General features: G+C 51.6%; 12 protein-coding genes. 4 read left to right on the forward strand and 8 right to left on the reverse strand.

Features of this window, described 5'->3' with window-relative positions; genetic code table 11:
• Positions 1–1,139: 1,139 nt before the first annotated feature.
• From VMT71_04685 to VMT71_04710, 6 genes are all read right to left on the reverse strand, one after another.
• Positions 1,140–2,081, reverse strand: coding sequence for an IS630 family transposase (locus VMT71_04685; protein ID HVN23242.1), 942 nt, complete (start codon positions 2,079–2,081; stop codon positions 1,140–1,142).
• Entirely contained in the window at positions 1,981–2,289 is a 309-nt protein-coding gene (locus VMT71_04690) for a helix-turn-helix domain-containing protein (protein ID HVN23243.1), read from the reverse strand. Before VMT71_04690 ends, VMT71_04685 begins: the two co-directional genes overlap by 101 nt.
• A 93-nt stretch (positions 2,290–2,382) precedes the next feature.
• Entirely contained in the window at positions 2,383–2,838 is a 456-nt protein-coding gene (locus VMT71_04695; GenBank protein ID HVN23244.1) for a hypothetical protein, read from the reverse strand.
• Complete coding sequence (locus VMT71_04700) at positions 2,835–3,365, reverse strand: prepilin-type N-terminal cleavage/methylation domain-containing protein (GenBank protein HVN23245.1); 531 nt, start codon at positions 3,363–3,365, stop codon at positions 2,835–2,837. The genes VMT71_04695 and VMT71_04700 overlap by 4 nt, the downstream gene beginning before the upstream one ends.
• Before the next feature lie 130 nt (positions 3,366–3,495).
• Positions 3,496–4,179 carry a glycosyltransferase family 2 protein gene (locus tag VMT71_04705; protein ID HVN23246.1) on the reverse strand — a complete coding sequence of 228 codons (684 nt, stop codon included), beginning with the start codon at positions 4,177–4,179 and terminating at the stop codon, positions 3,496–3,498.
• Positions 4,180–4,363: 184 nt separating this feature from the next.
• A complete protein-coding gene (locus VMT71_04710) occupies positions 4,364–6,199 on the reverse strand; it encodes a hypothetical protein (protein HVN23247.1) in 1,836 nt (611 codons plus the stop codon).
• A gap of 188 nt (positions 6,200–6,387) precedes the next feature.
• On the opposite strand from VMT71_04710, the gene VMT71_04715 reads away from it, so the two are divergent.
• The 4 genes from VMT71_04715 to VMT71_04730 all read left to right on the forward strand — a co-directional run bounded on the left by VMT71_04715 (position 6,388) and on the right by VMT71_04730 (position 10,508).
• Positions 6,388–7,365, forward strand: coding sequence for an AAA family ATPase (locus VMT71_04715; protein HVN23248.1), 978 nt, complete (start codon positions 6,388–6,390; stop codon positions 7,363–7,365).
• A gap of 109 nt (positions 7,366–7,474) precedes the next feature.
• Positions 7,475–8,668, forward strand: coding sequence for an LptF/LptG family permease (locus VMT71_04720; GenBank protein ID HVN23249.1), 1,194 nt, complete (start codon positions 7,475–7,477; stop codon positions 8,666–8,668).
• Positions 8,652–9,731, forward strand: a complete 1,080-nt coding sequence (gene lptG, locus VMT71_04725) for an LPS export ABC transporter permease LptG (GenBank protein HVN23250.1) — start codon at positions 8,652–8,654, stop codon at positions 9,729–9,731. The genes VMT71_04720 and lptG overlap by 17 nt, the downstream gene beginning before the upstream one ends.
• 66 nt (positions 9,732–9,797) lie before the next feature.
• The gene (locus tag VMT71_04730) at positions 9,798–10,508 is read left to right on the forward strand and encodes an alpha/beta hydrolase (protein HVN23251.1); all 711 of its coding nucleotides are present in this window, start codon (positions 9,798–9,800) and stop codon (positions 10,506–10,508) included.
• A 292-nt stretch (positions 10,509–10,800) separates the two neighbouring features.
• On the opposite strand, the gene VMT71_04735 is transcribed toward VMT71_04730, so the two are convergent.
• Together VMT71_04735 and VMT71_04740 are read right to left on the reverse strand one after the other, a co-directional pair.
• Entirely contained in the window at positions 10,801–11,328 is a 528-nt protein-coding gene (locus tag VMT71_04735; GenBank protein HVN23252.1) for a PqqD family peptide modification chaperone, read from the reverse strand.
• Positions 11,329–11,382: 54 nt separating this feature from the next.
• The gene (locus VMT71_04740) at positions 11,383–12,066 is read right to left on the reverse strand and encodes a hypothetical protein (protein ID HVN23253.1); all 684 of its coding nucleotides are present in this window, start codon (positions 12,064–12,066) and stop codon (positions 11,383–11,385) included.
• Positions 12,067–12,360: the final 294 nt, after the last annotated feature.

The raw sequence follows: 12,360 nt of genomic DNA on the forward strand, positions 1-12,360 counted from the left end.
GCTTAAGGCTAAGAAGCCCCGTGCCGATCTTCGGCTTCCAACGGTCTTGCTCATGGGTCTGCAGGAGGCATTTCCCTGCGATAAGTGAAAGGCCGTTGTTCGGGCGGTCCTTTTATCCAGAGGTGTCACAATGAGTGGGGCAGGTCAGATTATAGACAAAACCTCGATCGACCTTTTGGATCTTTCTTGAGACGTCAGATGAATGTACCGGTGAAATCTACGAGATGACAGATCGGGGATGCAAACTCACCCATTCCAAGGATCCAAGGACACCCTACGAGTACTATATCGTCTGTTAGGTCCTGAATAGATTCCCCCTAACCCTCTGATGGGATCAAGGTAAACGTCGACCCATCTTCTCTCAAACGGACGGTAGAAGTATCGAATCTCGTTTTCCCTCAAAAGTCGATTAAGGGTTTGAACATGGACAAAATCGTACTTGTGGTTCTGATACTGCACATGTAACATCATCTCAACCTCCTCTCCCTGTCAGCTACCCCAATAGCGACCAGAAATCGGATGATCCTAAACCCTACTTATAGTGTATAACCAAAGATCCTCATATGAAATCGACCTTTGGTGCTAAAATGATTGTACTTCTGGATTAAGCCGAGTAGCTCTCTGGGTTCGTCTCACTGTCTCTAAAGCTACGAGAACCTTTTCTTCTTAATTCATCAATGCCAGAAATACACGACAAGAAGAAGATGTCGAGTGTAGGAGAAAACTTGGAGACCCTTTAAGACGCTCTGACACTGTAAACAATCAGATAACCGCAACACCATTCGCGTTGAGTGCTTCTGATTTATACGGAACGAATATGAAATCTCTTACATACACGTTGTATCTACGAACATGCCTTCTCGTGAACCATGGCTTACCATCCTTGGTTGCAGGTTCAAGCCTGACGAGAGTTCCTTCAGCCCTACTACCGTTTCCTGCTTTACATAACAATACAACACGCCAGCCTCGACCTGTCCTTCCGTCAGAGAAGAGTTGTTTCAATATTGTGTCGTTGAGCGCGTATGCGGTCCCTACGCCTGTATCGAGTATATCTTCGAAGCTCCTTCTCCCTTTTCGGCGTACATGGTAACCGGGTGCATGGATGACTAAGTCCCCTATCTCGAAAATTCGGTGACGTATTATGCCGCATGAGGTAGCTCCAGTGATGGCCCTGAAAGTTTATGCATCAGATCAGACAACTTTTTTCTGGTGAACTTCCATTCGAAGGGCCGGGCGATCCTCTCGTAGTGTGCCTGGAAGCGGAGAATCCTTTCCGCGAGATTGGCAAGGGAAGGGAAGTCGTTCGGCGTGAGTACCTTGCGCTGAAGGATGGAGAAATAGATTTCTATTTGGTTCAACCAGCTGGCATGGACGGGAAGATGGACGACCGTGATCTGCGGCCACTTACCTTGAAGCCTGTGTACAGAGGGCAACCCCCGGTGCGAAGACCCGTTGTCGAGGATCCAGAAGACTCTCCTGGCAGAACAGTACGGTTCGCACGCCATGACGTCCTGAACCAGCCGGGTAAAGGGGGTGATCCCGGTCTTGGCCTCGCATCGTCCGAACAGCTTTGCCCTTTTCACGTCCCAGGCCGCAAGGTAGCTCAGCGCCCCCTTTCTGGCGTATTCAAACTCCACTTTCTGTCCTTCTCCCTTCCGTGCCCCGAGACTTCCGTGCCTTCGATGCCTCGCCTGAATGCTGGTCTTTTCATCGGCGGAGATCACAAAGTCGCACGTACCCAGCGGAAGCCCATCCCACATGCCCTGATAGAGATCCAGGACCCTGCCGGCCTTCTGCTCGAACTCACGATCGCGGGGAAAGATCCAGCTCCGGTAGTGCCAGGGTCTGATCGCATCCTCGCCGAGCCACCGCCAGATGGTCGACCCGCTCACCTCAGCCACGATGCCCCTCTGGATGACCTCCCTCGCGATCTCCCCCGTGCTCCATCGCGACAGGGGAATCCCACTCTCCGCGGGCAGCTCACAGGCCAGAGCCTTTACCTGGACGACGACGTCGGGGGGGAAACCCGGACGGCCGTCCGGGTCTGGACCGATCTTCCAGCCCCTGGAATCGTTCATCATAAAACCGCTTCCGCCACTTGCTCACGATCTGGCGGGGCAGCCCCAGCTTCTGCCCGATTTCGTCGTTCTCCATATCCTGCGCCGCCATCAAGATCACTTTGGCCCGGATCACAGAATAATAAGATGACGTATATTTCCGGGCAATCTTTTCGAGCTCGACACGCTCGGCCACGGACAGCACAATGGGGAACGGACTCTTCCTTGGCATGGGATCCTCCTCATTGGAGAATGTATGCCAAGGATACCATACGCACGCTGAAATGTCATTATAATACGTAATCGTATTTATAAAATGGAGCACTTAGTATCTCGCCGTTATAGCGCTCGTCACCGTATAGGTCAGCCCTTGCGGGGCCGTTACCGTGAGGTCGATCTGCTTGTAGTTCGTTGGATTGGACGTCGTGACCAGAGAAGTACCCAGATAACCGACACAGTGATTAACCGGGTCATTGCAGTCAAGGTAGTTGACAACCCATTTCCACTGATAGCCGGCGTATTCCGCCGCAGGAAAAGCTGAGTCGGTCGTAAGGTTAGAAGGGCCGTGGGAACCTACATCCATGGTCGGCGTATCGTTGAACCGATAGGCCATCAACTCTTCCATCTTTCTCTCTGCAGCAAAGCGGGCCTTGATATACGCTGTGGGCGTCATCATATCCTTTATCACCGGCTGGGTGGTGAGATAGAACAAGGGAATGATCAGCGCGGCAAGAACGATGAATACAACTGTCTCCATCAGTGAAAAGCCTTTGCTTTTCAATATGCCTCCACATCACCCGAGTTGGCGTATATTTTGACAGTGCCAGTCTTTCCCTGAGAATTGAGCGTAAGCGTGGCGTCGGTAGTAGTGTTGTATTCCCCCAGCGAGTTGAACGTGACTGTCAAGCCGTTGCTTATCGTTACCCCTGAGGGAAGCGTCTTCCATTGCCCTTGCACAAGACACGTTGTCCCCTGGGGCAACGCCATAGGCAGCAAGTATGAGTTTCCACCACCCGGAAAGGAGACTGTGTTCCCACCCGTGCAGGCCATTGTCGCCATGGACTGAGATTGGAGAAACCGCAGGTCAGCGGCTATTTGGTCAAGGGCCACCCTGAGATTAGAGCTGGAGGTCGAAAACCCCGACTTCATGCCCACAACAGCCCCAAGCAAACCAACCAGCACAATTATTACGATTAACTCAACTAGGGTGAAGCCGCCGCAGGATGGCAGGCGGCAAAGCCTGCGCCACATGTTACTGCCGTGGCTACGCGAGTTGACAAATTCGCCGGCAAACGCCCTGTGAACCATCGTGCCGCATGTCCTCCCACATGCTTTGGCGCTCATGTTCTTGTAACAGTTGCCCAAAAATCTCCTTCTACGTTATCGGTCCCAATGCAAAACGGCTTAAGAAGGCTTGCTGCCACTATGACACCAGCGGTCATTGCCGCAGCAGATTATACTTGATGATGGTGAAAAGCGCCTTGATACCATCTTTCCACGTGATCTTTTTCCCCTCACTGTAGCTTCTGCCGTGATACGAGACCGGAACCTCATAGATTCTGTAGCCACGCTTCGCTACCTTTGCCGTAATTTCCGGCTCGAATCCAAATCTGTTCGACTCTATCGTGATACGTTCGAATACATTCCTCGTAAAGGCTTTGTAGCCGGTTTCCATGTCGGTCAGGTTAAGATCGCTGAATATGTTCGAGAGCAAGGTAACGATCTTGTTGCCCACGTAGTGGCGGAAATAAAATACGCGGTGCGCTCCGCCCAGAAAACGAGACCCATAGACAACGTCGGCATTGCCTGAGAGGATCGGCTCCAGAAGCGTCGGGTAATCCTTCGGATCATACTCAAGGTCAGCATCCTGGACCACAATGATATCGCCGCGAGCAATCTGTACGCCACTCCTGAGCGCCGCACCCTTACCCTTGTTTTTCTCATGGAAAACGGTTTTGATGGTGTCGTCCCGGAGCGTTTCGAGGTAGCGCCTCGTGCCGTCGACCGAGGCATCGTCCACCACAATGATCTCTTTGTCGTAGGGTGTTTCTTTCACCCGTCGAAGGACCTCCGGCAGGAAACGCTCTTCGTTGTAGGCAGGAATTACTATAGATAAAAGCATTAAAACCTTATACAAGAATGTATTCTGCTCGTCAATACATTCCGAGCCGGGCATATCTTACAAGAATACGCCTCACTAAGGCGCACGTTGAATTCGAGCAATTTGCATGCCAGGAAGCAGGAAACGTCGGCAAGCTGACAGATACAAATTTTGTTTTTGGCGGGAACCCTTTGATGCTTGCGGATCAGAGCTTATTTTTCTCGCATGCAGCGGCTTCATCCCTGATCAGATTCCTCACGGCGGCTTCTGACCGGTCGAGGCCCTTCTTGTAGAACGGCATGGCCTCTGTGCACGAACCGAGCTGTGCAAGAAGATTCGCTTTGAGCCTGTATCCGAGATGTGATTCGGGATAGGTCCGTATGATTGACTCAGCGTATGGTATGGCCTCCCGCCGCCAACCCCACCGCTGATAGATTGTGACGATCGCTGCATTGACGATTGCGATATCGGGATAGACTTTCGAAAGCCTCAACAGCTCGTCCAAGACCTGCCGATCCTGAAGAGTATCGTTTCTCGACCCGCCGTATAGAGCAAAAGGGTCCACGGCTTTTATCTCGTACCGAGAAACCAGGGCCGCCTCTTTAGTCCCGTCGGCATAAAGAACCTCCGCATCGTCAAAAAAGATGGGGCGGTACTGCGGGTGATCGGCAATGAGTCTTTTGAAGGCCCCGCTATCGACGGGAACGGTAACAAAAGAGGGCCTGTAGCGGCTTATAAGATCTTGCAGAACACGGGGGTTCGTGTACGCATCCCGCGCCATCTCAAAGTCTTCCCCCGAGAACAAGAAGGGAACCTGCAAATCCATGAAGATTTTGTGCGTGGGATAAAGCTCCCATTCGTAATATCCCCCCGTGTCCGGATGATTGAGAATCGAACCTGTTCTGTTGACCTCTTTCAGAAAAGAAGCCACGCCTTCAGGGAGCCCTCTCGCCGACAGGGGATACCTGGGTGGATGAGCAAAAAACCAGTGCATGAAAATAAAGGGCATAGCCATGAACGCAATCCCCAGGACCACGGCCGCGAACTTGAGCATCCTTGTGGGCGATTTTTCCACTGTGACAGGCAGATACGCCCTGAGCAGGGGCAGCACAAGAAGAGAGTACTCGTTGACAAACCGTTTTGCTTGTGGAAGAAGCGCGAGGCCGCCGAGAAGAAGGACCAGGTGACTGATTCTCATTCTCTTGTTGCGCAGTGCGCTCAAGGCTGCAAAAGCCGCGAGAAGAAAAAGTACACCGAAGAAGGAAACAAAGTCGACGGCGGACAAAGGCCTCAACTCATAGACAAACTGAGATACCTGCGCCATGCTCCTGAAAGGCACCGCAAGAAGTCGTATGCCATGAGGCGTGCAAAGCACTGAAGCCACGCAGAGTGCGAGGACAGCCGGATACACGTAAGATTGAGCGGCCGGCTCGCCGTTGCCTTTCAGTCGCTGACAGATAAACTCTATGAGGTAGGCGCCGACAATCAGCAGGAGTACGGGATATTCAATTCCGTGCAGGTTGACCCACAGCACCGCCGCCGGCACCAAGAGCCAGAGTACCTTGACGCGCTTCAACTCCAGAACGTACAGGAAAAAGATAATGAACAGGTAGGAAAGAAGATGCGGTCTCACAGGCAGGCTTCTTGGTAGAAAGAGGAGCACGTAGAATACGAAAAGCAGTGTGTAGTAGAAAACGGCCTCCCTTTCTTTTTGATGTCGAAAAAAATAGAAGAAAAGCAATACGAGGGTGGCAGCCGAAAGAAGCGCTCGAAATAAGATAAGGCATCCGTACCCGGACCATGAAAAAAGGCGGTAGACAAGTAATTGAAACAGCCAGTAGTAATCGACCCATACCCGTTGCGGTTCAATGAAAGAGAAGAAGCTCGTCTTTGCAATGGTGCCGGTCTCGAAAATGTATCTCCCCCCGTTCAGGTGGTACCACAGATCGGTATCTGTCGCAGATATGGGCCATCTCGCCAGATAGTAGAAACAGGCTGCGATCAGAACGAGGCTGAAGAGCAGACAGGCTTTTTTCGGCATCTTCTTTGCATCTCATTCAAGTAATGGGCCAAACCAGACTCTCACGAGCACTCGCTCCTGACAGCAGCGCACCCTTCCCGGAGGAACGTTCCACATGGAAACGGTTGTCTCCGGTCCCCGAAGAGGCCGACGCTGCTAGTAATGTGAATGTATTGCATAAAGATTCCAAAGCGTATAATAATACCACTGTGGAAATACCCTATGTAGAGTATTGTGGCCTCGCGGAAAAGCCCTTCGGGTTAACACCCGATCCCTCCTTCTACTTCGAATCCGGAAGCTTCAGAGAAGCGGCCGACCACCTGAGGTTCTTTCTAGACCAGAAGGAGGGGTTTGCGCTTATCTATGGTGACGTGGGTCTCGGTAAGACAACGATATCCCGTATCTTCCTGGAAAGTCTTGACAAGAAGATGTACCACACCGCTCTTATCCTTAATCCTATCATGGATGAGGCTGAATTCCTGAAGCAGGTACTGAGGGAACTTGCGGTACCTGTTCTCACCACTAACAGAGAAGAGCTCCTCGAGAACCTGAGGGAATTTCTGCTGGATGAGTATCGTGAAGGAAAAGAGACGGTGCTCATCATAGACGAGGCGCAGTTGCTTTCGTCTCACCTTTTTGAGTTTATCCGTGTGCTCTCCAATTTCGAGACGGATAAGCAAAAGATACTCCACATCATTCTTTTCGCCCAGCCGGAAATCGTTCAGAAGCTTGCAGAGCCGGGCTTGCGCTACCTGGCACAGAGAATCACTATCATTTACAGGCTGAGGCCTCTGAGCGAAGATGAGGTTTTTCTCTACATCAATCACAGGCTGCTCAGGGCGGGCTCCAGAGGCTTCGTGCAGTTCACAGACGACGCAGTCAAAGAAATTTACCGAACATCCGGCGGTTGCCCCCGCGTTATAAATGTGATCTGCGATCGCTGCCTTCTCTATCTTTACACGCATTCACACCGCCTTGTCGACGGTACCACGGTGAGGGCTGTCCTTGAAGAGGAGAGCCAGAGCCTTATGCGAAAGCCCGTCAAAAAATTCAGAAAAAAGGCCTACGCGATCGCTGCCGGCATCGCCATACTTTTGCTCTCATTCCTGTTGAGGCCCTATTTGAGCCCCATCTACAAGTTCTTCGGCACCAGGTCAGTCGCCGATACCGCTGCAAAGACAGAATAACGCATGTAATGCCGGTCCGCTTCGGGTCTAGCCCTGATTCTTTTCCGCGCCGCAGGCTTCTGTCGACGGGCCAGGCACGTAGTCAGCAAATTGACAGAAACCCGTGTGAATGATACGATTAGCCGTGATCCGATGGCGTGCAACCTTTAAAAAACTCTACATCTATCTTCTCAGGGAACTTGTTTCCCTTTTTTTTCTTTCCCTGTTCATCTTCACATTCATACTGGTGGTGAGCCGGATAGGCCGATTAGCCGATCTGGTCATCAACAAGGGAGTCAGCCTCACCGACATTTTTCTTCTTGTGGCCTATTCATTTCCCGCTTATCTCACCTTCACCTTTCCAATGGCCTTTTTGCTTTCGATGATCGTAGTGCTGGGCAGGCTCTCCGGCGAAAACGAAATACTGGCGCTGAAAGCAAACGGGATAAACCTTCGTAGCCTGCTCGTGCCCTTTGCACTTCTTGGATTGATCATTTTTGTAATCGGCGTGCTCAATACAACCGTTCTCGTCTCGCATGCCGGAGAGGCCTTCAGGGATACGCTTGTAACCATCGCAAAAAAGAGCATATCAGTCGAGGATAAGGAAGGCATGTTCAACGATTCTATTCCCGACGTGGTGATCTTCATAGAGAAGGTTGACAAGAAAAACCGTGACCTCTCAGGCGTCTTCATATCCGACGACAGGGACGAGGGCGTGCGGCAGACGATCTCCGCAGAAAAGGGCACGGTAAACCTCGATGTCAACACGCTGGATCTTTCTTTCCTGCTCAAAAACGGAAGTGTCCACCGGTGGGAAAAAGCAAGCGACACGTACCGGACCGTGGCCTTCAAGGACTATGTTTTCGCCATGAATCTCACGAAGGTGCTGCCTTACAATCCCGGCCTGCGCCGAAAACCGAATGAGATGGGCCTCAGGGAATTAGCGGCAAAATACCGGGCGGCAACAGGGGCGGACAAGTACGAACTGTTGCTTGACCTCTACAAGAAGTTTACCATCCCGTTGGCAGCTGCAGTCTTCGTTCTGGTAGGAGTCCCGCTGGGCATCAGACGACGGGCCGAGGGAAAATTCTCCGGCGTCATATACAGTCTCATCATTTTCCTGTCTTACTACGTCGTTGTCGCAGTGACGGAAAATATTGGAGGGCAATACAATATCTCACCCTTCCTCGTCGCCGCCACTCCAAACATACTCGTGATAGGAACAGGGCTCTACCTGCTGAAGGACTTGAACACCGAGGAGCAGACTCGTCCTTCAGGCTGGTGGAAAATAAGATTGGAGTCACTGGTTGCGAAAATTAAGTAGGTATCTTGTCAAGAATGTACTCAAGTTCCTGGTGCTCTCGGAATTCGCCGGAGTCGCGGTTTTCGTGATAATAGAATTCTTCGATCATGTTGAACTTTTCACGCAGACCTTTCGTAACCTGCTCTATGGGGCTGCGTATCTGGCTCTCCGCTTACCCTACTATTTCAACCTTATACTCCCGCTCTGTTTTCTCATATCCATTCTTATACTGATTATCGTCATGATCAGGGCAAACGAGGTCATTCTCGTGCGCACATCTGGCATCAGCACCCTTGCCATGATGAAGCCCTTGCTTTTCTTGTCTCTCGCCCTGGTTGCCTTTTCATTCATACTCTCCGACTGGATAATCCCTGTTTCATCTACCGCGTCTGAATACATTTACAAGACCAAAATCAAGCAGGAACAGTCCATGGTCTACTTCAAGAACGACAAGATATGGTTCAAGCGGGGAAACACAATATGCAACATAGGCTTCTTCGACACAAAGAAAGATACGATGAAGGACGTAACAGTGATCGAACTCTCTGATCAGTACTCTATCAGAAAAAGGTACGATATGAAGGACGCCACGTGGACGGATGGAGCCTGGGTTTTTCACGACGTCGTCGAAAGAACATTCGGCCCGACGGGCGTTATCGGGAGAAGATTCTATCCCGCACTCACAGGTCTGATCGAGGAACCTCCGTCAGTATTCAAGATAGTGGAGCGCAGCCCGGAAGAGATGAGTTACGGGGAATTGAGGCGCTATATAAGCCGCCTGCAGAGAAACGGGCACGACATCACCCGGTATCTTGTCGACCTGGACAATAAAGTCGCCTTTCCCTTCATCAACGTCATCATGGTGCTCACAGCATTCTCGGTGGGCCTGCGCTATTCCAAGACGAAGCAGATCTCGAAGGGAATATTTGCGGGAATCTCGGTGGGGATGCTCTACTGGTTCTTTCATTCGGTTTCACTCTCCCTGGGCTACTCGGAAATATTTCCACCGCTTTTCGCTGCATGGTTTGCAAATCTGTTCTTCTTTTCTCTCGGCACGGTGGGTGTGCTGACGCTGCGGACGTAGAGCGATCTTTCCCCCTTCGGGGAACTCTCGCCGCTCCCATCTGTTCCGCCCCCTCGGAGGTGCGTGATGATTGTTGAACGATTTGAAGTTACCTCGGGAGATCACATGGTAGCAGGGATTCTCTCACTGCCTGGGGACGCAGGACGGTTTCCCTGTGCAGTACTCTCCCATGGATTGGTCAGTTCAAAGGAGAGTTCGAAATATATCTATCTTTCGGAACGCTTCACCGCTGCGGGTATAGCGGCCTGCCGTTTCGATTATCATGGTTGCGGCGAGAGCGGTGGCAACATTACCCAAACGACGCTTACCATCCGCGTTCGGGATCTTGAATCAGTACTCGATCACCTTGCGCGCCACACATCCGTAGACCCAGATAGAATAGGAATCCTGGGCAGCAGCTTCGGAGGCTCGACAGCGCTGGTTGAGGCCGCCAAGAACCAAAAGATACGCTGCGTGGCGCTATGGGCCACACCCTACATGCTAGAAAACAAGGAGGACGAGAGCATCTCGGATATACATTTTGAGTCTTCGATCTTTGAAGATTTTTCGACATACGATCTTCTTGGAGAAGCGCGAAAGATTTCCCGTGCAATAGTGGTCCACGGAGAATTGGATGAGGTAGTGTCATGCGCCGAAGGAAAGGCTATTTATGACAATGTCAGGGAGCCCAAGAAGCTCATCGTCATCAAAGGAGCCGACCATACCTTCACAGACCTGGCCCACCGAGACAAGGCTGCAGAACTGAGCCTGGTGTGGTTCAAACGCTACCTCCGATAGAATTAGGAAGACGGAGCTTATTTAAGACAAAGCCCCAGAGACCGTTACGTCCCACAGCCGCCGTCGCAGCTTCCGCCAGTAGTGCAGGAAGAGGTACCGTCCGGACAACCTGGCATATTAGAGATTATATGGACAGCTTCCGCACCTGCATTGACGACCGTAATATGAAGCGCCGCAACCGTTGTAGCAGCTACCAGAACTGGGAGAATTCCCGCCCCAACAGTCGCAGGCGCCATCGCTGACGCAACTCCCACCGCAGCACTGGCCACCACTTTGGTTCGCGCAACCTCCACTAGTCACTAGTGCAGCATTGGGTAGCATTACCGCCTGATTTGCAGTCGCCGCCGTACGATCCATACCCGCCGCAATCTCCTAAGGCTTTTCGTCCTCCGCCGAATTCGACGAGCATCGGGGATTCGTAGGTGAATGATTTCGACGCTGTGCATCCCTCCGCCGCAAGAGAGCATGCCTCAATTTCCAATGCGGCGCGCGCGGCATCACAAGGACGTTCTGGACCATCTCCCTGCAATCCGCAGAGCCCCTCGGCAGACATTGCATTAAGAAACGCGTCGACTTCGCCGGCGAGATTCTCAGATATGCGGCATGCATGACGCCGCAAGATCCCAACCATCTCGTCGATCGTGAGCTCTCCGTCGAGGAGCTTCCACAAGAAAACACCGGTGGGGTTCAGACCAAAACCTCGGCCCGTGTCCGGGTCAAACAGGATGGCCCAATCGTCAAACTCCTCCCTGAGAATGACAAAAGAATTCCGCACCGGCTTTTGACCGCGGCGAGACATGAGCCACTTCGTGTAAAGCACATACCACTTCCGCAGGGCTGCGCTCTTTCGTCTGGCCTTGTTTGAGGTCTTGCCTTACGACTTGTCTTTTCCCGGATCCCTGTGGTTTACGAATTTGCTCTTGATGATATCGGCGATGACGTGGCTCAATCCTATACCCAGAGCGAGAGAAAGGGTCATAACGATTCCGCCGAAGATGATCAGAAAAGATATGCTGAGAATGGTGCTCCCCAGCCCCATGTACTCAAAAACGATCCCAAAGGTAATAATGATAAGCAGGATGCGCACAGCCTTGGCTATGATGTCGCCATAACCTATATTTGCGTTTTCGCACCCGACGTAGATAACCCTGCTCAAAAACGTGCTGAAAATTATTCCGACCACGACGATGATCAGCGAAACGAATATGTGCGGAAGCGCGCTCGTAATTCTCGACACATATTCGCCGAACTGTGGCACGCCTACGAAGGTAAGGCCGAAGGAAAAGAAGGTAATGATCAGAAGCCAGAAGACTATCCGTCCCACAACAATCGAGGGACTGGATTTCACCCCGCCGCGGGCCAGAAAATGCGATATTCCCACATCGGATGCCCACCTGTCGAACCGGAAGAGCACTAAGAGCTTCTCAATAAGCTTTTTGACAAACCAGCTTACGATCAGCCCTGCTATCATCACAAGGACCATAACGATGACACCCCAGAAAACCTCCAGGAAATTATCGTAGAAGTCCCAGAACATTTCGCGCAGGAAGCTCTTCATAGGCAACAGCTTAGTCGATTGCGTCGGCTTATGTCAACCGAAAACCAAACCAGCGGTAGAGCAGTGGTGGTGCGGAATTCTGTTGATTTTGTGTATTGTTTCACATATAAGTCTTACAACAAGAGACGCACACAAATCCTAGCGCAGTACCGCACCACACGACCTATCACGGAAGGAGGCTAGCTATGGAGATCGGGAGGGAGATTTTCTGGAACGTCGGCCAGGGGGCGCGCTGGATCACCTACGGGCTCATGGTGGTGATGTTCATCGTCGTCATCTATGGATTGAAGCAGC

It is taken from the genome of Syntrophorhabdales bacterium (assembly GCA_035541455.1).
GTDB lineage: Bacteria > Desulfobacterota > Syntrophorhabdia > Syntrophorhabdales > WCHB1-27 > JADGQN01.

Bases quoted from the DNA above. Each gene is read 5' to 3' on its own strand.
- VMT71_04710 (HVN23247.1), bottom strand. From the start codon at position 6,199: ATGCCGAAAAAAGCCTGTCTGCTCTTCAGCCTCGTTCTGATCGCAGCC.
- VMT71_04740 (HVN23253.1), bottom strand. From the start codon at position 12,066: ATGAAGAGCTTCCTGCGCGAAATGTTCTGGGACTTCTACGATAATTTC.
- VMT71_04700 (HVN23245.1), bottom strand. From the start codon at position 3,365: ATGGTTCACAGGGCGTTTGCCGGCGAATTTGTCAACTCGCGTAGCCAC.
- VMT71_04690 (HVN23243.1), bottom strand. From the start codon at position 2,289: ATGCCAAGGAAGAGTCCGTTCCCCATTGTGCTGTCCGTGGCCGAGCGT.
- VMT71_04685 (HVN23242.1), bottom strand. From the start codon at position 2,081: ATGATGAACGATTCCAGGGGCTGGAAGATCGGTCCAGACCCGGACGGC.
- VMT71_04720 (HVN23249.1), top strand. From the start codon at position 7,475: ATGATACGATTAGCCGTGATCCGATGGCGTGCAACCTTTAAAAAACTC.
- VMT71_04705 (HVN23246.1), bottom strand. From the start codon at position 4,179: ATGCTTTTATCTATAGTAATTCCTGCCTACAACGAAGAGCGTTTCCTG.
- VMT71_04730 (HVN23251.1), top strand. From the start codon at position 9,798: ATGATTGTTGAACGATTTGAAGTTACCTCGGGAGATCACATGGTAGCA.